Below are 25,557 nucleotides of genomic sequence, written 5' to 3'. Positions count from 1 at the left end.
TGCCAGCAGATTGTCCTGAAAATCGGTCTTAAAAGTGGCAAAGATGTTCAGTCGGGACCAGGCTTACCCTGCCCATAAAAACATGGGTCCGGAAGACACGCGCCGACATGACGTCGGCACATAGGGGAGCAAAGTTATGACTGATATTACGCAGCTGCTTGGCAAAGATGCCGATAGCCTGTTACAGCACCGTTGTATGACCATTCCAGCCGACAACCTCTACCTGCCTGGCCACGACTACGTCGATCGCGTGATGATCGATAACAACCGCCCGCCTGCGGTGTTGCGCAATATGCAGACGCTGTATAACACCGGGCGTCTTGGTGGCACCGGATATCTCTCTATCCTGCCGGTAGACCAGGGGGTGGAACACTCTGCCGGGGCGTCGTTTGCCGCTAATCCACTCTATTTCGATCCGAAGAATATTGTGGAACTGGCGATCGAAGCGGGCTGTAACTGCGTGGCCTCCACCTATGGCGTGCTGGCCTCCGTCTCGCGCCGCTATGCGCACCGCATTCCTTTCCTTGTGAAACTCAACCACAACGAAACCCTGAGCTATCCTACGGAATATGACCAGACGTTGTATGCCAGCGTGGAACAGGCCTTCAATATGGGGGCCGTGGCGGTAGGGGCGACCATTTACTTTGGCTCTGAACAGTCGCGTCGCCAGATCGAAGAGATCTCAAGCGCCTTTGAACGTGCGCACGAGCTGGGGATGGTCACCGTCCTGTGGGCCTATCTGCGTAACAATGCGTTCAAAAAAGAGGGCACCGACTATCACGTATCTGCCGACCTTACCGGCCAGGCCAACCACCTGGCGGCGACCATTGGTGCGGATATCGTGAAGCAGAAAATGGCCGAAAATAACGGTGGCTATACGGCGGTGAATTACGGGTATACCGACGAACGGGTCTACAGCAAGCTGACCAGCGATAACCCGATTGACCTGGTCCGTTACCAACTGGCGAACTGCTATATGGGCCGCGCTGGCTTGATCAACTCTGGTGGTGCTGCAGGCGGCGAGACCGACCTGGCCGACGCGGTACGTACGGCGGTTATCAACAAGCGTGCGGGCGGTATGGGGCTGATTCTGGGCCGCAAAGCCTTTAAGAAATCGATGGCCGACGGCGTGAAGCTGATCAACGCCGTGCAGGATGTCTACCTGGACAGCAAGGTCACCATCGCCTGATACCCCTCTCCAGACCCTCTTCCCGACGGGAAGAGGGTTGCTCGAAACTGCTTTTCATTTCATTCAAACATCCTTCCCGATCGACATCACAGTTCACCTTTCTTTTGTGAAAACTGTCACTCGTTGCCGTGCATATGCCCAAAAAATGGCCGATGCTTAGCGGAATTTGTCTAAGGCAGCGGACGAATTTTGCGCTTAAAGTTACTTTCGAAACAGCTTTTCAAAATACAAAGTCGCTCTGAACCTCTGTAGTTTTAAGGACTGAAAATGAAAATCGAATCTGTCAATGTCACCGTCTTCCAGTATCCCACGCGCCGCGTCTCTGACACCGCCGGGCATTCGCACCCGGGGCCAGAGAGCCTGGCAAAAATGGCGATGCTGACGATTACCGCAGACGATGGCACCCAAGGGTACGCGTTTGCACCGCCGGAAGTGGTGCGCCCTTTTGTGGTCAACACCTTCTTTCGCAAGGTGATGATCGGCCAGGATGCGTTTAATCGCGAGCGCATCTGGCAGGACCTGGCGCACTGGCAGCGCGGCAGCGCCCATCAGCTTAGCGAGCGTGCGCTGGGCTTCGTTGAACAGGCGCTGTGGGATCTGATTGGACGCAAACTGAATATGCCGGTGTGGAAATTGCTGGGCGGTTATCGCGATAAAGTGCCGGCCTACGGCAGCACCATGTGCGGTGATGACCTGCCGGGTGGCCTCTCCACCCCGGAGGAGTACGCCAGCTTTGCCGAAAAACTGGTGGCGCGCGGTTACAAAGCGATCAAGCTACACACCTGGATGCCGCCGGTCTCCTTCGCCCCGAACCCCAAAATGGATGTTAAAGCCTGCGCCGCCGTGCGTGAGGCGGTAGGGCCGGATATCGATCTGATGATCGACGGCTACCACTGGTATAGCCGGGCCGAAGCGCTGTACATCGGTAAAGAGCTGGAAAAGCTTAATTTCGCCTGGTTTGAGGAGCCGATGGAAGAGGAGAGCATGTCCTCCTACGTCTGGCTGGCAGAGAACCTCTCTATCCCCATCATCGGGCCGGAGAGCCTGGGCGGTAAACATCACAGCCGTGCCGACTGGGTGAAGGCAGGGGCGTGCGACATTCTGCGCGCCGGGTCAAACGGCGTGGGCGGTATTACGCCAACCCTGAAGGTGGCCCACCTGGCCGAGTCGTTTGGTATGGATTGCGAAGTCCATGGCAACGGGGCGGCAAGCCTGGCGGTGATTGGGGCAATCAAAAACTGCCGCTGGTATGAGCGCGGTTTATTGCACCCCTTCCTCGACTATGAGGAGCCCGCAGCGTACCTCAACAGCCTGGTCGACCCGATGGACGACGACGGCATGGTCAGCCTGCCAAACCGTCCGGGACTGGGCGAAGACATTAATTTTGCATATATCGAAGCCAATACCGTCAGCCACGACTGACAAATAAAAACGTACCCTACAGGCGATATATACATGAAACGATCTCCCTTAGCCGGCGCGTGCTTGCTCGCGCTCTCGCTGATGATGGGGAGCGGGGCGGCGTACGCAAAAACGCCGCCCGATCAGCTCATCATCGGCATGAATATGAACAACCTGCTGACGCTCGATCCGGCGGCGATGACCGGAAACGAAGTGGTGGGTATTGTGGTCAATCTCTATGATTCGCTGGTGGAGCTGGATCCGAATCAACTCACCAACGTGAAACCGGCCCTGGCGAAATCCTGGGATATTGCCCCGGACGGCAAAACCCTGACCTTCCATTTGCGCGATAACGTCACCTTTCATTCCGGTAACCCGCTTACCGCCGAGGATGTCGTCTGGTCGATGCGTCGCCTGCTGCACCTGAATCTGGCCCAGGCCTCGGTGTGGAAATCCTACGGCTTTAGCAAGAAGAATATTGATCAGCAGGTGAGTGCGCCAGATGCCTACACCGTGCAAATCGTCCTGCCGAAAGCCAATGACCCGCAGCTGGTGATTTACTCTCTCGGGGCGCTTGGCAACCTCGGCGTGCTCGACAGCAAAACCGTGCAACAGCATGAAGTGAATAACGACTGGGGTAACCGCTGGCTCACCACGAACGAAGCGGGTTCTGGCCCCTTTATGCTGGAGACCTGGCAGGCAAAAGATGTGCTGCGTATGCAGCGCAATCCGCACTACTGGCGAGACGCGCCTAAAATGAATCGCATTGTGTTGCGCCATTTCCAGGAGTCGCAAACCCTGCGTCTGATGATTGAAAAGGGCGACCTCGACATTGCCAACAATATGGCGGTGGCCGATATCAATGCGTTGCGTAAGGATCCGCAGTTAACGGTAGAGGCCGTGCAGAAAGGGACGGTTTACTACGTAGCGATGAGCATGAAAGAGGCCCATTTCGCCAATCCGAAAGTGCGCGAGGCGGTGCGCTACCTCATTGATTATCAGGGCATCAACAAAGCGCTGATGCCGGGCTACGGCGTGCTGCATCAGCGGCCCATCAAGGCGGGGATGCCCTCCACGCTGCCGGATCCCGGCTATAAGCTGGATATCCCGCGCGCTAAAAAACTGCTGGCAGAGGCAGGGTATCCGGAAGGATTCGACACCACCCTGCGCGTGCTGGCGGATCAGCCCTTCCTGAATATTGCCATCGCCGTGCAGTCCACCCTGATGCAGGCGGGGATCAACGCCAAAATCGTTACCGGTACCGGGAACCAGATTTATGGGGCCATGCGCGAGCGCAAATTCGACATGCTGGTCGGGCGTGGGGGGAGCGGCGTAGAGCCTCATCCACACTCCAGCCTGCGCGCGCTGGTCTATAACCCCGACAACAGCGACGAAGCGCGGCTGACCAACTTCCAGGGCTGGCGCACCAGCTTCTACGATAAGCCGCTCAACGCGATGATCGACAAGGCGCTGCTGGAGCGCGATCCGCAAAAACAGATTGCCGACTATCAGCAGATCCAGGTGCGCTATGACCAACTGATACCGGCGCTGATCCCGCTGTCACAGATGGTGGATTCGGTAGTGGTGCGTAACGAAGTGAAAAACTTCCAGTCGCATCCGTCGGCCACCACCTTCCTGCGTGAAGTCTATAAAACCGGAGGTGAACAATGAGTGTGGCGATCCTCGCGTCGGGCTCCCGTACCCGGCGCTTCTCAAAGCGGGTGACTCAGGTGCTGATCACGCTGTTTGGCCTGCTGGTGCTCACCTTCTTTATTGGTCGGGTGATGCCGGTTGACCCGGTACTGGCGATTGTGGGCCCGGATGCCGACCACAGTACCTATCAGCAGGTTTATCAGCAGCTAGGTTTTGATCAATCTCTGCTGACGCAGTTTGGTATCTACCTGAACAACTTGCTGCACGGCAACCTGGGGAATGCGCTGCTGACCGGTAAGCCGGTGCTGGACGATATTTTACGCGTCTTCCCGGCCACGCTGGAGCTGGCGACGATGGCGATCATTGTCGGCGCAGGGCTGGGTATTCCGCTGGGCGTTCTGGCCGCCGCGCGGCGCAACAGTGTTTCCGATTACGTGGTGCGCATTATTAGCCTGGCGGGTTACTCCACACCCATTTTCTGGGTCGGAATGATGGGGCTGCTGCTGTTTTACGCCTGGCTTGGCTGGGTGGGGGGCGCCGGACGTCTGGATCTGGGGCTGGACGGTTTAGTCCCGCGCCGTACCGGACTCATGACCGTCGATGCCCTGCTGGCGGGTAACAGCGCCGTATTCTGGAATGCCATTAACCACCTGGTGCTACCTGCCTCACTGCTGGGTTTTCATTCGCTGGCCTACATCAGCCGTATGACCCGTAGCTTTATGCTGGCGCAGTTGTCGCAGGAGTTCATTATCACCGCCCGCGTAAAAGGGTTAACCGAGCGGCAGGTTATCTGGAACCACGCGTTTCGTAATATCCTGGTGCAGTTGTTAACCGTAGTCGCGCTGGCCTACGGTTCGCTGCTGGAAGGGGCCGTCCTGATTGAGACCGTCTTCTCCTGGCCTGGCTTTGGCTCCTATCTTACTGGCAGCCTGCTGCTGGGGGATATGAATGCGGTAATGGGCTGCGTGCTGCTGGTAGGGATAATCTTTGTGATGCTCAACCTGCTCTCCGACATGCTGTATCAACTCTTTGACCCGAGGACGAAATCATGACCGTTTCTCTGGATACGCCGCTGGGGGCGGGGCAATCTGAAAGCCGCCAGCGTATCAAACGTTCACTTTCACGCATGGTGGGCTTTCTTGGCCAGATGGCACGCAACCCCCTTACCGCGATTGGCGGCGGGATTATCTTGCTGCTGCTGATTGTGGCGATATTTGCCCCCTGGATCGCCCCGTATAACCCGCTGGTGCAGGATCTCAATAACGCCCTGGTGGCCCCTAATGGCCAGCACTGGTTCGGTACCGATGAATTTGGCCGGGATATCTTTAGCCGTCTGGTGTATGGCGCGCGAATCACGCTCTATATCGTGTTGCTGGTGTCGGTCACGGTCGGCCCGCTGGGGCTACTGCTGGGCGTGACCGCCGGCTATTTTGGCGGCAAGGTGGATGCGGTACTGATGCGGGTGACTGACATCTTTATCTCCTTCCCGAGCCTGGTTCTGGCGCTGGCGTTTGTTGCCGCGCTGGGGCCTGGGCTGGAGCACGTGGTCATTGCGATTACGATCACCGCCTGGCCGCCGATTGCCCGCCTTGCCAGGGCTGAAACGCTCTCTTTACGGCAGGCCGATTTCATCTCCGCCGTCCGTTTACAGGGCGCTTCCCCGGTGCGTGTCCTCTGGCGTCACATTGTGCCGCTGTGCCTGCCGTCGGTGATTATCCGTATCACCATGAACATGGCCGGCATCATTCTGACCGCCGCCGGGCTCGGTTTCCTTGGCCTGGGAGCACAGCCGCCAGAGCCGGAGTGGGGGGCGATGATCTCCAGCGGCCGGACCTACATGATGGAGTGCTGGTGGGTAGTAACGATCCCGGGGCTGGCGATTTTAATCAACAGTCTGGCGTTCAACTTCTTAGGAGATGGCTTACGTGACATCCTCGATCCTCGCAGCGCCTGATGCGCCGCTGTTAGATGTGCGCGATCTGCACGTCGATTTTATCAACGGACGCGCTGTCACCAACGCGGTGCGCGGCGTCTCCTTCCAGTTGGGGCGCGAGAAGCTGGCGATTGTCGGCGAATCCGGCTCCGGAAAATCTACCGTTGGGCGCGCGCTGATGCGTCTGCACCCGGCAAAGGCGCGGATTAGTGCGACAAAAATGCAGTTTGGCGATGTGGATTTACGCACCGTCAGCGAGGCGAAAATGCGTGCGATCCGCGGCAAACGCATCTCAATGATCATGCAGGACCCAAAGTATTCGCTCAATCCGGTGGTCTGCGTGGGGGATCAAATCGCTGAGGCATGGCTTACCCACCACCCCGGCCGCAAGGCGGAGGCCAAAACCAAAGTGCTGGAGATGCTCGACGTCGTGCGTATTCGCCAGCCGGAGCGGGTTTATCATTTGTACCCGCACGAGATCTCCGGCGGGCAGGGGCAGCGCATCATGATTGCCATGATGTTAATCACCGACCCCGAACTGGTAATTGCCGATGAACCCACCTCGGCGCTGGACGTCTCGGTGCGCTTACAAGTGCTGGGATTGCTGGATGATTTGGTGCAGTCGCGCGGGCTGGGGCTGATATTTATCAGCCACGACATCAACCTGGTCCGTAGCTTCTGCGATCGGGTGCTGGTGATGTATGCCGGGCGCGTGGTGGAGTCGATCGCCGCAAGCGAGCTGCACAATGCACAGCATCCTTATACCCAGGGGCTGATCGATGCCCTGCCGGAAATTAACCATCGCCGCCCGGTGTTGCCGGTGCTGCAACGTCAGGCCAGCTGGCTCAGCGAATAGGGAGGGGCCATGATCGATATACAGAATCTTAATCTGACTTTCGGCGAAGGTGAAAAGCGCACCCAGGTGCTGTACGACGTGAATATCCATGTTCAGCCAGGCGAGATTTATGGCCTGGTGGGAGAGTCGGGCTCCGGCAAAACCACAGTACTGAAGTGCCTGGCGGGGCTTTTCACCCACTGGGAGGGGGCGCTCGCTATTGACGGGGTCGCGCTCGGACGCAGCATCAGCGCTGAACGTTGTCGTCGGGTCCAGATGGTGTTCCAGGATCCGTACGGTTCGCTACACCCGCGCCACACTATCGGCGATATTCTGGAAGAGCCGCTGCAAATCCATGGGATGAAAGAGCGGGATCGCCGTATTCACACCCTGCTGGATCGGGTGGGATTAAACCGGGCTTTTCGCGATCGCTATCCGCATCAGCTTTCAGGCGGGCAACGCCAGCGTGTGGCTATCGCCCGCGCGTTGATACTGGAGCCGCAGGTCTTACTGTTGGATGAGCCCACCTCGGCACTGGACGTATCGGTACAGGCGGAGATCCTCAACCTGCTGGCAGAATTGCAGCGGGAGTCGAATCTCACCTATCTGATGGTCACGCATGATCTGGGGGTGATTGCTCATCTCTGCCAGAAGGTAGCGGTAATGCAGTACGGCAAGATCCTTGAAACGCTGAGCGTGGATGAACTGGTCGCCGGTCATGCGAAGACGGATTACACGCGAATGCTGGTCAATGCCAGTCAACAATATAGCCGTGAGATGGCGCGTGAGGTGGCGGCATATTAAGCCAGGCCGGTCAGTCACCTGACCGGCAAAGATTAACGCAGTAGCGGGCAGTCCGGCGGCAGGCGGCACTTAAGCGCACCCGGTAGCAACGACATACGGAAGTGCGTGCCACTTAGCGGTTCACCGTCCAGGTTGAAAGTCATGCCGTGTGGGGCATTTACCTCAAACCAGGCAGACTGGCTGTCAATGACGTTCGGACTCTCTTCCGGATGCGTCAACGTGGTGAAGAGGGCAGGGAGCAGCTCGTCAGAGGTAAAAATGCGCAGCTGCAGCTGCCCGTCGTTGATTAGCGCCTCGGGACAGAGCTGCTGACCGCCGCCCGCCTGGCGTCCGTTACCAATGCCGATAACCAGCGCGTTCCCCTGCCAGTTAAAGTTCTCACCGGTGATTTCACAGCTATCTGGCTTGAGCAGGTCCATCCTGACCAGTCCATGAAGAAGATAAGAGACGCCGCCCAGTGCGTCTTTTAATTTTTCCGGCGTTTCACTGGTAATACGCGTGCCAAAACCGCCGGTCGCCATATTGATAAAGCAGGTTTTATCGTTAACCCGGGCGATATCCATTGCCGTCGCTTTTCCGGCGATCGCCAGCTGCAGTGCCTTGTCCAGACTCTCCGGCACGCCGGCGCTGGTGGCAAAGTCGTTAGCGGTGCCCAGCGGCAAAATCCCCAGCGCCGGACGCCGGGCTTCGGGTACCGCAATCAACCCGGTTGCCACCTCATTTATGGTGCCATCGCCTCCGCCGGCGATCACGGTCTCTACGCCCAGGGCGCAGGCTTCGTCGATATAGCGCGCCGCGTCGCCTTTCTCCCAGGTCACGCGGACGTGGATCACCACGCCCTCTTCGCGTAACAGGGTGATGGCCTGGCGTAAAAGATCGTTGCCAGCCCCTTTGCCATTAAGAATTAATAAACTTGCGGGATAGGTTGCCATCCACGTTGCTCCTGTTCGGGTCTCTGAAAAGTGTATCGCAGCGCGAGAAAAAACGGGTAAGAAGAGGATGAAAGAGATGAAATTTCGTCATCGCCCCCGGCAGGGGGGGCGGCGTAAGGCAATAAATTAGCAGTCCCGGGCCCCCCAGGGGCAGAGGGAAAAGGCGCAGAACGGGCGCCGTTTACAGTGGGTTATCAGGGCGCCGCTGTTGCCGGGGCAGCGGGTCCCGGCGAGAAATTCAGACCAAAGCGCGTCTTTATAGGGGAATACACGAAGAATGTGTAGCTCTCTGAGGGTGCCGTCTACGGCTATGCCAAAGGGGCCAGTGACGAGGATTGAACCAACGCTGATGAAATAATCGCCTTTATACCAAACTATCATCCTGATGTTTTTTACCGTGAGTACATGAACAAAAATCGTTCCCGTTGCAGGACAGACCATCCTGTTTTCAACGACCCAATACATATTACCTCCTTTCCCTAAGGTAAATTTTTATACGCGGAAAGAATAACATTATGTATCTCTATGAATAGACTGAAATTCAATATCAAACGAATCGATGCGTTTCTACAGGTAAACAGAGATAAATTTACGTAACAGCGGAGAGAAAGCGGGGAATGGCAGGCAAAAAAATAAGCCTGCGTAAGGGAGATTACACAGGCTAAGGAGGTGGTTCCTGGTACAGCTAGCATTTATGGGTTATGTTTTTCAGCGCTGGGGATAATACCCGTATTGAACGCAGCGGTATGTGATCCGATTCTAAGAATTATCCCACCCTGAAGAAATAACCCCACTAAATTACTTCGCGTAAGGCGTACGGCTGTTTTCACCGTCGAAATTACGCATCAGCAGCGCATACTCCAGCGCGATATCTTCAGGGACCGGCAACCAGACAGTATGGCCATCGCCCGGCGCCACGGAAACGGCTTCGCCTTTGCCATTTTCCATATGTTCCAGCGTGAAGTTAACATTGCCCTGCGGCGTCATCAGTTCCATGTTGTTGCCCACGAGGAATTTGTTTTTCACGGCGACGGCCGCCAGCGGCCCTTTACGCTCACCGGTAAATTCCCCAACAAATTGCTGGCGCTCGGAAAGGGAGTGGCCGTAATCATAGTTCTGATAATCGTCGTGTGTATGGCGACGCAGGAAGCCTTCGGTGTAGCCGCGATGGGCCAGCCCTTCCAGCGTATCCAGTAACCCAGTGTCGAATGGCTTGCCGGCTGCGGCATCGTCTATCGCTTTACGATAGACCTGAGCGGTACGCGCACAGTAGTAGTAGGATTTGGTGCGACCTTCAATCTTCAGAGAGTGCACGCCCATTTTCGTCAACCGTTCGGTATGAGCGATGGCCCGCAGATCTTTGGAGTTCATGATGTAGGTGCCATGCTCGTCCTCAAAGGCGGTCATGTACTCGCCCGGGCGCTGGTTCTCTTCAATCATGAACACTTTATCCGTCGGAGCGCCAATACCCAGCGTCGGCTCAACGGTCTGTACGGGAATCGGTTCGTATTTGTGTACGATATTCCCGACATCGTCCTCTTTCCCTTCCTGGACTTTATATTCCCAGCGGCAGGCGTTAGTACAGGTGCCCTGGTTCGGGTCGCGCTTATTGATATAGCCCGAGAGCAGGCAGCGGCCAGAGTAGGCCATGCACAGTGCACCGTGGACGAAGATCTCCAGTTCCATATCGGGAACCTGGGTACGAATCTCTTCGATCTCCTCAAGCGACAGTTCGCGGGAGAGAATAACGCGGGTCAGCCCCATCTGTTTCCAGAACTTCACCGTCGCCCAGTTAACGGCGTTAGCCTGCACGGAGAGATGAATATCCATCTGCGGGAAGTGTTCACGTACCAGCATGATCAGGCCGGGATCCGACATAATCAGGGCATCCGGCCCCATCTCTACCACCGGCTGCAGGTCGCGGATAAAGGTTTTCAGCTTGGCGTTGTGCGGGGCGATGTTGACCACTACATAGAATTTCTTGCCGAGGGCATGCGCTTCATTAATGCCCTGCTGCAGATTCTCGTGGTTGAATTCATTATTACGCACGCGCAGGGAGTAACGCGGCTGGCCCGCATAAACGGCATCGGCGCCATAGGCGAAGGCGTAACGCATATTTTTCAGCGTTCCCGCCGGGGAGAGAAGTTCCGGTTTAAACATGTATGTTCTCGTTCTGATGACAGGTCAGATGCGCCTCACAAGGTGGGCGCCAGGGGGAGATCCCCTACTTTAAGGGCGGGCATTGTAACGCTACGGGGAAGGGAGGTAAACCACTCTACAGAGAAACGCTGACGGCAGCAGTGTACCGTCAGCGTTAAAAAATTGCGGTGCGTATTAGAGGTCGTCCTGAGTGTGATCGACAATAATTTCCAGCGTCTTGCGGATAATATCGGCTTTTACCACGTCCTGCGTGGATTCAATTTGTTGAATCAAGCGCAAGATAATCGCTTTGTTGGTCAGCGGTTCCTTCGCATCCAGAATGGCACCCATAACAGATTCGAGTAATGCCCACTCTTCTGCCAGCAAACCGCCGGAGTTGCGAAAATAGCTGGAGAGGACAGGATCGGGCAGTTCATCATAAAAGTCGGATTTCTGGAGCATAGCCTGGCTCATAGTGTCACACCGGTTCAGTTTAGAGTAAATGTATGCAGTTAATGTTTTTTGCTGCTGCTGGATTGTTGGCTATCACCAAACAGGGGATAAACATTACTGCTCTGGCGACTCTCCTTGTCCCATTCATGCTGCTCACCTTTGTGCTTACGAGCCGGCACTTCTGTACTGGTATTCCCATTAGAAATCTCCAGGATTATCTGGGCCAGTACAGCGCGTCGTTCACCATCCTTTTCTGTTGACAGCATGGATTGCAGCCTTGCCAACAGCAGCTTCATGCTGATAGGGCCGTTATCTTTCAGCAGCGATAGGGTGGCTTCGCCAATAAGTTCATCAGTCAGTCGTTCATGTTCACTTCTGTTCATAACTACGTCTCTGTTGCCGCCAAATTCAGCTAGCGAAAGGGCGGCATTTCATCAGTAAATTGCGCCAGTATAAGGCATTAAGATGGCGCAAAAAAACTGACTTAAAAACGGGTAATCAGCGGCGCTTGACCTCAATCTGTTAACGGTCAAAGAGCAAGCCGATTAAAGTTTGGTAGCGACTCTCCTCATCAAAATCAGACGCCTTTTCCATCCGGGAAAGCAGTTTTGTGCAAATCGCTTTTCGGTTAAGAACTTTACCCTCCCGCAGGATTTCGACAACAATTTGTCCCAGCGCTTCTTGTTGGGTAGGCTGACTTGCTTTGTTGAAGTATTGGGTAATGGCATTCGCTGTATTCGGTACAAAGCCGTTCTCGCGCATATGTCACTCCTCGCTTTTAATGCTTGAAACATTCAAAAATGCGTTAACGCAAATGGTTAACACAATGTAAATTTATAAATACTGTACACACCTGTTGTACAACTTATCAATTTATTTTTGATCATTAAGTGCTAAATTATTAATATCAGCAACTTATAAAACTAATGTTTAGCGTGTATTTAAAAAAGCTTGTACATTATGGCATAATTTTAGTCCTACAAAAGGTCATACGGCGTGACAGGAAAACCACTACAGACCTGCAACAGGACGCGTTAGCAACCGTCTGATATCGTGGCATTTCATTCACCTCCTCTATTGGAAACCCTATGCTCACTACCATCATTTACCGTAGTCATCTTCGCGATGAACTGCCGGTTAGCACGCTGGAAGACATGGTTGTTGCAGCAAATAAGAAAAACATCGAATCCAATGTAACCGGCATTCTGTTGTTTAACGGTAAGCTCTTTTTCCAACTGCTCGAGGGACCTGATGAGACAGTTCGGGCTATCTATCGCGACATCTGCGCCGATGACCGCCACCACAACGTGGTAGAGCTGCTTAGCGATTTCTCCCGCTCGCGGCGTTTTGGCAAGTTTGGCATGGAGCTGTTTGACCTGCGCAAATATGACCGCCACGAGGTGCTACAAACGGTGCTGGATAAAGGAACCAGCCGTTATCAGCTGATTTATAACGATCGCGCTCTGCAGTTTTTCCGGACGTTTGTCGAAGAGAGTGAAAGAGAGAACTACTTCGAGATCCCACCGGGAGACTCATGGCAATTTATTGTCGATGATAATGCCAGTGGCATCCGTCAGCTTGAGCAGAGCCCTGATGAGACGTGCAGCTTCGCTTTTCAGCCGATTATCGACCCACTGGCCCGGGAAGTGGTCTCTTTTGAGGCCTTGATTCGTGCGCCGGGTGGCGAACAGGCCCAAACCTGGTTCGACGATCGACCAGGAGATGAGGTCTACGAAGCTGACCTGCGGAGCAAAAGCGTAGCCTTTGCTATGGCCCGCCAGCTGGGGCTAGGGAAGCAAAGCTTGTCAGTGAATTTATTACCGATGACGCTGGTCATGGTACCTAACGCGGTAGATTTCTTGCTCCAGGAGATAGAAGCAAACGGGCTGGTGGCAGAGCAGATCGTGGTGGAATTCACTGAGAACGAAGTCATTTCCCGGCTGGAAGAGTTCACCGGTGCCGTGCGCGAACTGAAGGCAGCAGGCATAGGGGTGGCTATTGACCACTTTGGCGGCGGATTCGCCGGATTATTGCTGCTGGCGCAGTTCCAGCCGGACAGAATTAAGATTAACCGTGATCTGATTCGCGATGTACACAAAAGTGGTCCACGGCAGGCTATCGTCCTGGCTATCATCAAATGTTGTACAACGCTGGAAATCTTGATCTCTGCTGTAGGTATTGAGAAGCCAGAAGAGTGGATGTGGCTTGAATCGGCAGGTGTTTCTCAGTTCCAGGGGCATCTTTTCGCCCGTCCTCAACTGGCGGGGATCCCGGCAATCGCGTGGCCTGAGCGGGTCGATGACATTTAAATCCTCTCTCACCGGGTTATAGTACAAACTTATTGTACAATATTACAGGTTGTACACCCTGGTGAGATTGGTTACCTTGGATACAGAATATATCGTTTTACGCATGGGGATTCGATGGCCTTTTACAGTATTGGCGATGTCGCAGAACGTTGCGGCATAAATCCCGTCACATTACGCGCCTGGCAGCGCCGGTACGGGTTGCTAAAGCCGCAGCGCAGTGAAGGCGGGCATCGACAATTTGACGACGAAGACCTTCAGCGCATTGAGGAGATCAAGCGCTGGATAGAGCGTGGTGTGCCGGTCGGCAAGGTTAAAGCGCTGCTTGATCAGGACAAAGCGCCTGAGCCGGGCGACTGGCGCGCACTACAAGAAGAGATGATGAGTACTTTACGGCAGGTTAACCCGCTAAAAGTGCGGGCGAAAATCAATGCCTTTTGCCATCTGCATCCCATTGATTCACTCATTGATCATGTCTTTGAACCTGTTCGCCAGACGCTGAGCCTGGATCAAAACACGGCGCGAGCCATGTGCAGCCTGCTCGATGGCATTTTGATTGAACATGCGGTCTCCAGTCTTAGCGAGTCCCGGGTTAAGGCTGGCAGAGATGCGCTGTTAATCGGCTGGGGTATCGTCGATCGCACCAGCCTGTGGCTGGAAGCCTGGCGGCTCTCACAGCGCGGCTGGCGTATCGATGTCTTTGCTGAACCGCTCGAATTGCCGCACCCGGAGTTTTTCCCGGGACAGCAGATCCTCGTGTGGGCGGGCCGGACGTTAACGGCGTTACAATCAGAACAACTTGAGCACTGGCAAAAACAGGGCTACGCCATTATGGCGCACGGGCTGGGCGAAGCCCGCTAATCCTCTTCCGTGACGCGCACGGGTAACGCAGGCCGGTTAAGCCTGTTACCCCTCAGCTGCGTTCACACTCTCCTATCCGATGCGGCATGCGTCCGCTTCCCAGCGATATCCCACACCATACACCGCGCGAATAAACGACTGATCGGCATCCAGCGCTTCCAGTTTGCGGCGCAGATTTTTAATGTGGCTATCAATAGTACGGTCAGTAACCACGCGATAATCGTCATACAGGTGGTTAAGTAACTGTTCTCGGGAGAAGACTTTCCCCGGTTCGTGAGAGAGGGTTTTCAGCAGGCGAAACTCGGCGGGGGTTAAATCCAGTAGCTTATTACGCCAGCTGGCCTGAAAACGGCTCTCGTCGATAATCAGCGGGCTGACCGCATCCAGAGCCTGAAGCTCACGGTGTGGCTTGCAGCGGCGCAAAATCGTTTTCACCCTGGCGACCACTTCGCGCGGGCTATAGGGCTTACAGATGTAATCATCGGCACCAATTTCCAGCCCCAACAGGCGGTCGATCTCTTCGATTTTGGCCGTCACCATCACAATGGGGAGATCGGAAAAGCGGCGGATTTCGCGGCACAGGGTCAGCCCATCGGTGCCTGGCAGCATCAGATCCAGCAGGATCAGATCCGGTGGGGTCTGACGCACATACGCCAGCACCTGATCGCCGTGGCTGATCAGGGTGGGCGCATAGCTGGCTGCCCGCAGATAGTCGATTAACAGCTGCCCAAGCTTAGGCTCGTCCTCCACGATCAAAATTCGTGGCGTGTTTTCGTCAATAGGGAGTTCAGTCATACTTCTCTCGATAACTCTCTTTCCAGCGGTAGCTCTACTGTAATGCTAACCCCACCAAAAGGCGAATGCGCGGCGCGCAGCGTGCCGCCGTGCGCCGCCACAATGTTCACGCAAATCGCCAGCCCCAGCCCGGAGCCGCCGCTGGCACGATTACGCGAACCTTCCGTACGGTAAAAGCGCTCAAACAGTTTTGTGAGCTGCGCGTCCGTGACCCCGGGGGCCGTGTCGGCGAAGGTGAGGGCAAAATGGGTGTCTGTAAGGTGGCCGGAGAGGCGTAATGCCCCTCCGCCATCGGTATAACGCAGGCTGTTTTCCAGCAGATTATTAAATAGCTGCATCAGGCGGTCGCGATCGCCAAAGACCACCGCATGGTCGGGCAGGGCGAGTTCAATGCGCAGATCGCAGCTGGCAAAACGTTCGCGAAACGCCCCACTGGCCACTTCCAGAATGTTGATCACATCGACCGGGGCTTTCTGATAGGCCAGCGCCCCTTCGTCGGACATCGAAAGCTGGTGGAGATCGTCCACCAGCTTGGTGAGGGTACCCACTTCTGCCTGTAACGAGGCCACCGACTCGGGGGTGAACTGCCGCACCCCATCCTGGATGGCCTCCAGTTCGCCGCGCAGCACCGCCAGCGGGGTGCGCAGTTCGTGCGAGATATCGGCCATAAAGTCCCGGCGCATCTGCTGGTTCTTCTCCAGGGTGCTGGCAAGCTGGTTAAAGTCTTGCGCCAGCTTGCCCAGTTCGTCCTCGCTGCGGGTATCTACCCGGGTCGAGAAATCGCCCGCCGCCAGCTTGTGCGTCCCTTCAACCAGCCGCTTGACCGGCGCCAGCAGGCCGCGCGCCAGCGGGAAGGTGGCCAGCGCGGCAAGCAGGGTGGAGAGGGCCACAATCAGCCAGCTGGTCTGCCGCTGCTGGCGATCGAAATTAATATCGGTATTGCGGGTGAGCCGCTCCACCGGGGAGGCAATGACCCAGCCGACGTTGGCGCCGTTGACCCTGATGGCACGTTTGGTCCCGTCCGGGGGGACGGGGGCGCGCGGGCCAACGAGCACGCGCATATCCTGATCAATCACCCAGAACTGGGTGCGCCAGCCGTGCGGCGGCATGCCCGGACCGGGGCGATCATCATCAGAATCATGTTCGAGGGAGCGCAGGATCTGAAAAATGAAGCGATCGTTATTACGTAAAAACCGCCAGTTGCCATGCAGGGCATACTGTTCGCCCAGCGCATCGCTTAACCCCTGCAGACGCTGTTCGTTGCCATGCTTAATGTAATCGATAAAGCCGCGTTCAAAACTGACCCGCACCGCCCAGTGCATCGTGATAAGCAGGACGATACAGGTGGCGAAAATGGCGAGAAACAGCTTACCCGTAATACCGGGACGCCAGAACTTCATGGTTCACTCCTTTTACGCCGCCGGAGGACGACGTTTTTACTGGTATCATCCGGAACCCTGGCGAAGATCAACGCGGGCAGAGCGATGATGACCGCCATGCTGAGATAAGTGTATAAAAAGACCTGGTGGGCCACGGCGGTATCGGCGCTCAGATGGTGCTGGCCATACATCCCCAGCGACAGTGACCCCGACGCTCATGGAGAGCTGCATGATCATCGACAGCAGGCTGTTGCCGCTGCTCGCCAGCGAATCCGGCAGATCCTTGAGGGTGAGGGTGTTCATCGACGAGAAGCGGGTGGAGTTAATGACGCCCTGGAAGAAGAGCACCAGCGGCAGAACGGCGTACCAGCCCAGCAGGGCGACGGCCATAAACAGCAGACTGATCAGCGCCAGCCCCAGGGTGGACGTCACCAGCACCCGCCGATAGCCAAAGCGGTTGACCACCTGCACGACGATCCGCTTCATCCCCATACTGCCCAGCACCATGGGGATCATCATCAGCCCGGCATGGAACGGGGAGAAACCCAGACCAATCTGTAAGAAGACCGGGGTCATAAAGGGCAACATACCGCTGCCGATGCGCCCGGCAAAGCTGCCCAGCAGCCCCAGCCGGTAGGTCGTATTTTGAAATAACGACAAACTGAATAAGGCGCGGTCGTTATCGCGGGCATGCCAGAGATACCACAGCACCGAAACCACCCCGATGGCCACCAGAGCGACCAGCGACAGAGAAGAGATCCCCAGCCCCTTTTGCCCATCCAGCGCCAGGGTCAGGGTCGCCATACCGGCCGCCAGCAGAAAAAAGCCCACCAGATCGAAGCGTCGGGTCTGCATGGTGTAGTTGGGCATAAGCCAGAGGGTGGCGATGGCGCCGATAACCCCCACAGGAAGGTTAATCAGGAAGATCCAGTGCCAGGAAGCGTACTCAACCAGAATCCCCCCCAGCGCCGGGCCGAGCAGCGGACCAACCTGCCCGGGTAGGGTGACGAAGGTCATTGCCGCCATATACTGCGCGCGCGGGACGATTTTCATCACCGTCAGCCTGCCAACCGGCACCATCATCGCCCCGCCGACCCCCTGTAACGCCCGCGCCATGATCAGCTCATTGAGGGTGTTCGCCTGAGCACAAAACAGCGAGCCGGTGGTAAAGAGCACGATGGCGGTAAAGAAAATATTGCGCACCCCCACTTTGTCAGCCAGCCAGCCGCTGGCAGGCAGCATCACCGCCACCGTCAGCACGTAGGCGACGATGACCATGTGCATATGCAGCGGACTCTCCCCCAGGCTTTTCGCCATTGAGGGGAGGGCGGTGTTAACGATGGTCGTATCCAGCGACTGCATAAAGAAGCCGAAGGCGACAATCCATAGCTGCCAGCGAACCTGCTTAGGGAGATCGGTCATTTACTCCGTCACCGTTAGTGTTTTGCCGTGAAAAACGCAACCGCAGACGATCAAAGAACAGGTAAACCACCGGCGTCGTGTAGAGCGTAAGCAGCTGGCTCATCACCAGACCGCCGACAATGGTGATCCCCAGCGGCTGACGCAGCTCGGCACCGTCCCCGCTGGAGATAACCAGCGGTAGCGCGCCAAACAGCGCTGCCAGGGTGGTCATCATAATCGGGCGGAAACGCAGCAGGCAGGCCTGGAAGATGGCCTCTTGCGGCCTCAGGTTGCCGTTGCGCTGCGCCTCCAGAGCAAAATCGACCATCATGATCGCGTTTTTCTTCACTATTCCTATTAATAGCATGATCCCGATAAGCGCGATGAGGCTAAACGGTGCGCCAAATAGCTCCAGTGCCAGCAGCGCCCCCACCCCCGCCGACGGCAGGGTGGAAAGAATCGTCAGCGGATGGACATAGCTCTCGTAGAGCACCCCCAGCACGATATAGACGGTGGCAATCGCCGCCAGAATCAAAATGATCTGAGAATTCATCGTCTCCTGGAAAACCTGCGCCGTACCGGCAAAGCTGCCGCGCACCGTCGAAGGGACCCCCAGTTGAGTCATTGCGCGGTTGATGGCTTCACTGGCCTCTGAGAGCGAAGAGCCGGTAGGCAGGTTGAATGAGACGGTCGACGCCGCGGACAGCCCCTGATGGTTAACCGACAGCGGCGCGTTCGCCGGCTGCCAGCTGGCAAAGTAGGAGAGCGGAATTGCCTTGCCGTCGTTGTTAATCACAAACATCTTATCCAGTGCGCTGATATCCTGGGTGTAGCGCGGATCGACTTCCATCACCACCTTGTACTGGTTCATCGGCTGGTAGATGGTAGAGATCTGCCGCTGACCGAAGGCATTATTCAGCAGGCTGTTGGCCGCGCTGACATCTATCCCCAGCCGCGACATGGTTTCCCGGTCGTAGGTCAGGCTCATCTCTGCGCCGTTGTCCTGCTGGTCTGAGTTAACATCCGCCAGCTGCGGCAAGGCCGCCAGCGCTTTGCGGATCTTCGGCTCCCATTCGCGCAGGGCGGCGAGATCGTCCGACAGCAAGGTGTACTGGTAGCTGGCATTGGCCTGCCGCCCGCCAACGCGGATATCCTGAACGGCCATCAAAAAGAGGTTTGCGCCGGGCTCTTTCGCCAGCTTGCCGCGCAGACGATCAATAACCTGCTGGGCGGTTTCGCTGCGGTTATCGCGGGATTTAAGGGTAATAAACATCATCCCGCTGTTGACCCGCGAGCCGCCGGTAAAGCCGGTGACATTATCCACCGCCGGGTCGTCGCGTATGATCTTCATAAAGTCCTGCAACTTTCCGCGCATCGCCTGGAAGGAGATGCTCTGGTCAGCCTGGATGCCGCCCATCAGCACCCCGGTATCCTGCTCCGGGAAGAAGGTTTTCGGTATGGTGATATAGAGCCAGACATTGAGCACAATGGTGCCCAGCAGCACCAGCCCGACGATGCGGGTATGGTTCAGTACCCACTTCAGTGATTTACCGTAGCCCTCCTGCAGCGCCATCAGTAGCCGGCCAAACCCGCGTTTACGCGGCTGGCTGTGCGGTTTGCCGGATTTCAGCATCCAGCCGCACATCATCGGGGTGAGGGTCAGAGAGACCGCCAGCGAAATGCCGATGGCGACCGAGAGCGTCACGGCGAATTCGCGCAACAGCCGTCCCGGCAGGCCATCCATCAGCAGCAGCGGTAAGAACACGGCCACCAGCGACAGGCTCATGGAGAGCACGGTAAAGCCCACTTCACGCGACCCCTGCAGCGCCGCCTGAAGCGGCTTCATGCCCGCCTCCAGATGACGGGAGATATTCTCCAGCACCACAATAGCGTCATCCACCACGAAGCCGGTGGCGATAGTCAGCGCCATCAGCGACAAGTTATTAAGGCTAAAACCGCACAGATACATGGCGGCGAAGGTGCCGATAAGCGACACCGGTACCGCCACGGCGGGGATCAGCGTGGCGCGACCGGAGCGCAGGAACAGGAAGACCACGAGGATCACCAGCGCCACGGAGATAATCAGCGACTGCTCAACCTCTTCAAGCGAGGCGCGAATGGTGGGGGAGCGGTCCTGAGCGATCTGCAGATCGATGGCCGCCGGAATGGTCTCTTGTAACTCCGGCAGACGGGCGCGGATGCTGTTGACCGTCTCGATGATGTTGGCCTCCGGCAGCTTGCGGATCATCAGCAAAATGGCCGGTTTGGCGTTGGTCATCCCGGCGTTACGCACATCCTGAACCGAGTCGGTTACGCTTGCCACGTCGCTGAGGCGCACCGCCGCGCCGTTGTTGTAGTGAATAATCAGTGGCTGGTATTCGGCGGCGGTTTTGAGTTCATCGTTGGTCTGGATCTGCCAGCGGTGGCTACTGTCTTCGATGGCTCCCTGCGGCCTGCGCACGTTAGCATTACTGATAGCGCTGCGCACGTCATCCAGCGATACGCCCTGGTTAAACAGCGCCTGCGGGTTGAGCCCCACGCGCACGGCTGGCAGGGAACTGCCCCCCACATCCACATCGCCCACGCCGTCGATCTGGGCGATGGTCTGCGCCAGCTGGGTAGAGGCAAAGTCATACAGCTCACCCTGGGAATAGGTATCCGAGGTGAGCGTCAGGATCATGATCGGCGAGTCTGACGGGTTAGCTTTGCGGTACGTCGGGCGGCTCGGCATACCGCTTGGCAACAAGCTTTGCGCGGCGTTGATCGCTGCCTGCACGTCACGGGCCGCGCCGTTGATGTCGCGGTTAAAGTTGAACTCCAGAATGATGCGCGTACTGCCCAGCGAGCTGCTGGAGGTCATCTCGTTGACCCCGGCGATGCGTCCGAGGGAGCGCTCAAGCGGCGTGGCGACCGACGAGGCCATGGTCTCTGGCGACGCGCCGGGCAACGACGCGCTGACCATAATGACCGGGAAATCCACCTGCGGCAGCGGGGCCACCGGCAGCAGCCGGAAGCCGAGCACGCCGCAGAGCGTAATGGCGAGCGAAATCAGGATCGTCGCCACCGGGCGGTAAATGAAGAGGGCGAAAAACTTCACTTACGCCTCCTCAGTACGCTTCGGGAAGCGGGATTTCATCTTCAGTGCCAGGCTGTCGAACAGCAGGTAAATCACCGGTGTGGTAAAGAGTGTTAACACCTGGCTGACCAGCAGGCCGCCTACCATGCCAATCCCCAGCGGACGACGCAACTCTGCGCCAACCCCGGTGCTGAGCATCAGCGGCAGGGCACCGAGCAGGGCGGCGAGGGTGGTCATCAGGATCGGACGAAAGCGCAGCAGACAGGCCTGATAGATGGCCTCGCGCGGTGCCATTCCCTGCTCGCGCTCGGCGGCAAGGGCAAAGTCGATCATCATGATGGCGTTCTTCTTGACGATACCAATCAGCAAGATGATGCCAATGATGGCGATCACATCCAGTTCACTGCCTGCCAGCATCAGCGCCAGCAGGGCTCCCACTCCTGCAGTAGGTAGGGTAGAGAGGATGGTGATGGGATGAATAAAGCTTTCGTACAGCACGCCAAGCACGATGTACATTGCCACCACTGCCGCCACGATCAGCCAGATGGTACTGCCCAGTGCGGCCTGGAATGCCAGCGTACTGCCCTGGAACTGGGTCTGAATATCGGTGGGGAAACTGAGATCTTTTTCCGCACCCAGGATAGCCTCCACCGCCTCGCCCAGCGAGTAGTCGTCCGGGACGTTAAACGAGATGGTGGTAGAGGGGAACTGATCCAGATGGTTCACCGCCAGCGGCGTATAGCGCTCCTCCACTTTCGCGATGGCGCTGAGCGGCACGCTGCCGCCTTCGCTGCTGGTGAGACGCACGGCGTCCAGCCCTGCCAGTCCCGGCGTCCGTTGCGTATCGTGCTCCAGCACCACGCGGTACTGGTTCGCCTGAGTATAAATGGTGGAGATCAGGCGCTGACCAAAGGCGTTGTACAGGGCGTTATCCACATCCGCCATGGTAATGCCCAGCCGGCTGGCGCTGTCGCGATCGACATTGATATAGGCCGCCAACCCTTTATCCTGCCAGTCGCTGCTGACGTCGGAAAGCTGCGGCAGCGCCTGCAGTTTCTCTACCAGTTGCGGCACCCAGGTGCTGAGCGCCTCAAGCGTGGTGGCCTGCAAGGTAAACTGATACTGAGTGCGGCTGACCTGGGTATCGATCGTCAGATCCTGAGTCGGTTGCAGATAGAGTTCGATACCCGGTACGCGCGCCACGGCTTGCTGTAGGCGCTCAATCACCGCATTAACGCGGTCATCACGCTCATCGAGCGGTTTGAGGTTGATCTGCAGACGAGCGCTGTTCAGCGACGGGTTGGTACCGTCCACCCCCACGAATGAGGTCAGACTCTCGACGGCCGGATCCTTCATAAGAATTTCGGAAACCTGCTGCTGGCGCTGGGCCATGCTGGCAAACGACACCGACTGCGGCGCCTGCAGCGTTCCCTGAATAATGCCGTTGTCCTGAATCGGGAAGAAGCCCTTCGGAATCATGACCCACAGCAGGGCGCTGAGGGCCAGGGTTGCCAGCGCCACGCCCAGCGTCGCCCAGGGGTGGTTAAGCACTTTGGTCAGCAGGCGGCCATAAGCGGCGATCACCCGCTCGAACATCCGTTCAGAGGCGCGAGAAAAACGGTTCTGTTTGCGCAGAGACTCGTGGCTCAGCATGCGCGCGCACATCATAGGCGTCAGGGTTAATGACACTATCGCCGAGATCAGAATCGCCACCGCCAGGGTGACCGCAAATTCGCGGAACAGACGTCCGACAATATCGCCCATAAACAGCAGCGGAATCAGCACCGCTATCAGGGAGAAGGTCAATGAGATGATGGTAAAGCCGATCTCACCAGCCCCTTTGAGCGCTGCCGCCAGCGGTTTCTCGCCTTTCTCGATATAGCGCGAGATATTCTCAATCACCACAATGGCATCGTCCACCACGAAACCGGTGGCGATGGTCAGCGCCATTAGCGTCAGGTTATTGATGGAGAAATCGAGAAACACCATGACCGCAAATGTCCCCACCAGCGATAACGGCACCGCGACGGCGGGGATAATGGTGGCGGGAACGTTGCGCAGGAACAGATAGATGATCATCACCACCAGCGCGATGGCGAGCATCAGCTCAAACTGCGTGTCGCTGACCGAGGCGCGGATGTTGGTGGTGCGATCCGAAAGCACCTTCACGCTCACCGACTTCGGCAGGCTCTCTATCAGCTGCGGTAGCATGGCGCGGATGCTGTCAGCGGTATCGATAATGTTAGCGCCCGGCTGGCGCTGCACGTTCATCACGATGGCCTGCTGCTTATTCGCCCAGGCACCCAGCCAGCTGTTTTCCGCCCCCTGTTCGACCGTGGCCACATCGCCCAGCCGAACAGGGGCCCCGTTCTGGTAAGCGACAATCAGCTGGCGGTACTCATCGGCAGACTGCATCTGATCGTTGGCCGACAGCGTGACCGCGCGGGTGGGGCCATCCAGGGAGCCTTTCGCCGAGTTGACGTTGGCGTTGCTGATGGCGGTACGGATGGTTTCGCTGGTCAACCCCAGCGCGGCGATGGCCTGCGCGTTAAGCTTCACGCGTACAGCCGGACGCTGGCCGCCAGAGAGGGTCACCAGGCCGACGCCCGATACCTGAGAAATCTTCTGCGCCACGCGGGTTTCGACCATATCTTCCACCTGCGTCATCGGCATGGCAGACGAGGTGACGGCGAGGCTCATGATGGGCGGATCCGCCGGGTTGACCTTGCTGTAGACTGGCGGATTCGGCAAATCGGACGGCAGCAGGTTGATGGCGGCGTTAATGGCGGCCTGCACCTCCTGCTCGGCGACATCCAGCGGCAGCGTGAGCTGGAACTGAAGCGTTACCACCGACGCGCCACCAGAGCTTTGTGAGGACATCTGCTTCAGCCCCGACATCTGGCCGAACTGACGCTCCAGCGGGGCGGTTATGGCAGAGGTGACCACATCCGGGCTGGCGCCGGGATAGAGGGTCACCACCTGGATGGTGGGATAATCGACTTCCGGCAGGGCGGAGACCGGCAGAAAACGGTAGCCGATAATCCCCGCCAGTAAAATCGCCACCATCAACAGCGTGGTGGCGACCGGGCGCATAATGAACAGGCGTGACGGCCCGCCCGTGGCGCTGGGTGGCATCACCTGCATCAGGCGTTCTCTCTCTGTTTGGCCTGTTCACGGGCAGGCTGCTTCGGAGTGGCGGTGTCGCTGTGCGCTTCCACTACCTCGACTTTAGCCCCTTCGGTCAGGCGGTCGATACCGTCAGTGACTACGCGATCGCCTGCGGACAACCCGGCGCTGATCACCACCGTCTGGCTGTCCTGGATGCCGGTTTTCACCAGATGCTTACTCACTTTATTCTCGCTGTTCAGTACCCACACGAAGTTGCCTTCGTTGCCCATCTGCAGGGCTGCGGTCGGGATAACTACCGCGTTATCCTGAGTCGAGACCAGCATCCGGGCGTTAACAAACTGGTTCGGGAAGAGCGCGTCGTCCTGGTTGGTAAATCGGGCCTTCAGCTTGATGGTGCCGGTGGTGGTGTCGATCTGGTTATCCAGGCTCAGCAGCGTACCTTCGCTCAGTTTCTGTTTGTTGGCGCGATCCCAGGCTTCAACCACCAGCGGCTGGCCGGTTTTCTGCGCCTGAACAACGGTAGCAATGTCGTTTTCTGGCAGGGTGAAAACCAGATCGATGGGGTGGGTCTGGGTGATCACCACGATGCCTGTGGTATCGCCGCTGGAGATCTGGTTACCGATATCAACCTGTTTCAGCCCCACGCGGCCATCAATCGGGGCGGTGATCCGGCTCCAGTCAAGCTGGAGCTGGGCACTAGCGACGGCGGCTTCATCCGCTTTGATCGTGCCCTGTGATTCACTGACCAGCGACTGCTGGGTATCCAGCTCCTGGCGTGACACCAGATTGGTTTTCACCAGTTTCTGGAAGCGGGCAAGGTCGCGCTGTGCGTTGGCGAGAGTCGCTTTGTCTTTTGCGAGCTGCCCCTGCGCCTGGGCGAGGGCAACCTTAAACTGGCTGGGATCGATTTCAGCCAGCAGATCACCGGCTTTGACCTGTTGCCCCTCCTGGAAGTGGAGCGCCATAAGCTGGCCGTCAACGCGACTGCGCACGGTCACCGTATTTGCCGCCGTGATAGTTCCCAGGCCCGTAAGGTAAAGCGGAACGGATTTATTGACGGCGGTGGCAGCCTGGACAGGGGCCAGCACGCCACCGCGCATAGCGTGGCGGCCACCGCCTGCGGGGCGCTGTTGGCTGGTGGCACCTGCCGGTGCCGCGGAGTGACTGTGCCAGTACCACGCGGCGGCAATGACCACCACAATAAGGCCTGCGGCAATTGCCCAGCGGGATTTTTGACTGCCTTTCATCGTTATACGTTCTCATCCTGAAAC

The 25,557-nt window shown here is 57.2% G+C and carries 20 protein-coding genes and 1 pseudogene; 9 read left to right on the top strand and 12 right to left on the bottom strand.

The features are described 5' to 3' along the window. The first annotated feature begins 136 nt into the window (after positions 1-136). The 7 genes from fbaB (at position 137) to JZ655_RS13755 (ending at position 7,815) form a co-directional block, all read left to right on the top strand. Positions 137-1,189 carry a class I fructose-bisphosphate aldolase gene (fbaB, locus tag JZ655_RS13785; RefSeq protein ID WP_040074852.1) on the top strand — a complete coding sequence of 351 codons (1,053 nt, stop codon included), beginning with the start codon at positions 137-139 and terminating at the stop codon, positions 1,187-1,189. Positions 1,190-1,456: 267 nt separating this feature from the next. Next, positions 1,457-2,611 (top strand): mandelate racemase family protein, encoded by a 1,155-nt coding sequence (locus JZ655_RS13780; RefSeq protein ID WP_207292075.1) that lies wholly within the window; start codon positions 1,457-1,459, stop codon positions 2,609-2,611. A gap of 33 nt (positions 2,612-2,644) precedes the next feature. Further along, the gene (locus JZ655_RS13775; protein WP_207292074.1) at positions 2,645-4,261 is read left to right on the top strand and encodes an ABC transporter substrate-binding protein; all 1,617 of its coding nucleotides are present in this window, start codon (positions 2,645-2,647) and stop codon (positions 4,259-4,261) included. Beyond that, complete coding sequence (locus JZ655_RS13770) at positions 4,258-5,295, top strand: ABC transporter permease (protein WP_040074855.1); 1,038 nt, start codon at positions 4,258-4,260, stop codon at positions 5,293-5,295. Before JZ655_RS13775 ends, JZ655_RS13770 begins: the two co-directional genes overlap by 4 nt. After that, a complete protein-coding gene (locus tag JZ655_RS13765; protein WP_040074856.1) occupies positions 5,292-6,197 on the top strand; it encodes an ABC transporter permease in 906 nt (301 codons plus the stop codon). Before JZ655_RS13770 ends, JZ655_RS13765 begins: the two co-directional genes overlap by 4 nt. After that, positions 6,169-7,032, top strand: coding sequence for an ABC transporter ATP-binding protein (locus tag JZ655_RS13760; RefSeq protein ID WP_207292073.1), 864 nt, complete (start codon positions 6,169-6,171; stop codon positions 7,030-7,032). The genes JZ655_RS13765 and JZ655_RS13760 overlap by 29 nt, the downstream gene beginning before the upstream one ends. A 9-nt stretch (positions 7,033-7,041) precedes the next feature. After that, a complete protein-coding gene (locus JZ655_RS13755; RefSeq protein WP_207292072.1) occupies positions 7,042-7,815 on the top strand; it encodes an ABC transporter ATP-binding protein in 774 nt (257 codons plus the stop codon). 32 nt (positions 7,816-7,847) lie between these two features. Here the strand turns inward: JZ655_RS13755 and yegS are convergent, their stop codons facing one another. From yegS to ycgZ, 6 genes are all read right to left on the bottom strand, one after another. After that, positions 7,848-8,747 carry a lipid kinase YegS gene (gene yegS / locus JZ655_RS13750; protein WP_207292071.1) on the bottom strand — a complete coding sequence of 300 codons (900 nt, stop codon included), beginning with the start codon at positions 8,745-8,747 and terminating at the stop codon, positions 7,848-7,850. A 126-nt stretch (positions 8,748-8,873) separates the two neighbouring features. Beyond that, positions 8,874-9,212: an anti-adapter protein iraM gene (locus JZ655_RS13745; RefSeq protein WP_207292070.1), complete on the bottom strand. Its 339-nt coding sequence runs from the start codon at positions 9,210-9,212 to the stop codon at positions 8,874-8,876. 333 nt (positions 9,213-9,545) lie between these two features. Continuing rightward, on the bottom strand, positions 9,546-10,907 hold the full coding sequence (gene trhP / locus JZ655_RS13740; protein WP_046884780.1) for a prephenate-dependent tRNA uridine(34) hydroxylase TrhP: 1,362 nt from the start codon (positions 10,905-10,907) through the stop codon (positions 9,546-9,548). 174 nt (positions 10,908-11,081) lie between these two features. After that, on the bottom strand, positions 11,082-11,348 hold the full coding sequence (locus JZ655_RS13735) for a biofilm development regulator YmgB/AriR family protein (protein ID WP_040078438.1): 267 nt from the start codon (positions 11,346-11,348) through the stop codon (positions 11,082-11,084). Between the two features lie 50 nt (positions 11,349-11,398). Beyond that, the gene (locus JZ655_RS13730; RefSeq protein WP_207292069.1) at positions 11,399-11,722 is read right to left on the bottom strand and encodes a hypothetical protein; all 324 of its coding nucleotides are present in this window, start codon (positions 11,720-11,722) and stop codon (positions 11,399-11,401) included. A 139-nt stretch (positions 11,723-11,861) separates the two neighbouring features. After that, a complete protein-coding gene (ycgZ, locus tag JZ655_RS13725) occupies positions 11,862-12,101 on the bottom strand; it encodes a regulatory protein YcgZ (RefSeq protein WP_040074864.1) in 240 nt (79 codons plus the stop codon). Between the two features lie 326 nt (positions 12,102-12,427). Between ycgZ and JZ655_RS13720 the strand changes: the two genes are divergently transcribed. Together JZ655_RS13720 and JZ655_RS13715 are read left to right on the top strand one after the other, a co-directional pair. Then, positions 12,428-13,648 (top strand): diguanylate phosphodiesterase, encoded by a 1,221-nt coding sequence (locus tag JZ655_RS13720; protein WP_207292068.1) that lies wholly within the window; start codon positions 12,428-12,430, stop codon positions 13,646-13,648. Between the two features lie 114 nt (positions 13,649-13,762). Beyond that, the gene (locus JZ655_RS13715) at positions 13,763-14,506 is read left to right on the top strand and encodes a MerR family transcriptional regulator (protein WP_046884783.1); all 744 of its coding nucleotides are present in this window, start codon (positions 13,763-13,765) and stop codon (positions 14,504-14,506) included. Positions 14,507-14,578: 72 nt separating this feature from the next. Here the strand turns inward: JZ655_RS13715 and baeR are convergent, their stop codons facing one another. The 6 genes and pseudogenes from baeR to JZ655_RS13685 form a co-directional block, all read right to left on the bottom strand. Further along, positions 14,579-15,301 carry an envelope stress response regulator BaeR gene (baeR, locus tag JZ655_RS13710; protein WP_046884784.1) on the bottom strand — a complete coding sequence of 241 codons (723 nt, stop codon included), beginning with the start codon at positions 15,299-15,301 and terminating at the stop codon, positions 14,579-14,581. Further along, positions 15,298-16,701 carry an envelope stress sensor histidine kinase BaeS gene (gene baeS / locus JZ655_RS13705; protein ID WP_207292067.1) on the bottom strand — a complete coding sequence of 468 codons (1,404 nt, stop codon included), beginning with the start codon at positions 16,699-16,701 and terminating at the stop codon, positions 15,298-15,300. Before baeS ends, baeR begins: the two co-directional genes overlap by 4 nt. Next, positions 16,698-18,102 (bottom strand): annotated as a pseudogene (mdtD, locus tag JZ655_RS13700) (multidrug transporter subunit MdtD). The gene baeS and the pseudogene mdtD overlap by 4 nt, the downstream one beginning before the upstream one ends. Continuing rightward, complete coding sequence (gene mdtC, locus JZ655_RS13695; RefSeq protein WP_207292066.1) at positions 18,086-21,178, bottom strand: multidrug efflux RND transporter permease subunit MdtC; 3,093 nt, start codon at positions 21,176-21,178, stop codon at positions 18,086-18,088. The pseudogene mdtD and the gene mdtC overlap by 17 nt, the downstream one beginning before the upstream one ends. Next, the gene (locus tag JZ655_RS13690; protein ID WP_207292065.1) at positions 21,179-24,301 is read right to left on the bottom strand and encodes an MdtB/MuxB family multidrug efflux RND transporter permease subunit; all 3,123 of its coding nucleotides are present in this window, start codon (positions 24,299-24,301) and stop codon (positions 21,179-21,181) included. It lies immediately after the preceding gene. Further along, positions 24,301-25,533 carry an MdtA/MuxA family multidrug efflux RND transporter periplasmic adaptor subunit gene (locus JZ655_RS13685; RefSeq protein WP_207292064.1) on the bottom strand — a complete coding sequence of 411 codons (1,233 nt, stop codon included), beginning with the start codon at positions 25,531-25,533 and terminating at the stop codon, positions 24,301-24,303. Before JZ655_RS13685 ends, JZ655_RS13690 begins: the two co-directional genes overlap by 1 nt. Positions 25,534-25,557: the final 24 nt, after the last annotated feature.

The sequence above is a fragment of the Leclercia pneumoniae genome, from assembly GCF_017348915.1.
Lineage (GTDB): Bacteria > Pseudomonadota > Gammaproteobacteria > Enterobacterales > Enterobacteriaceae > Enterobacter > Enterobacter pneumoniae.
This window is presented reverse-complemented; position numbering and strand designations above follow the sequence as displayed.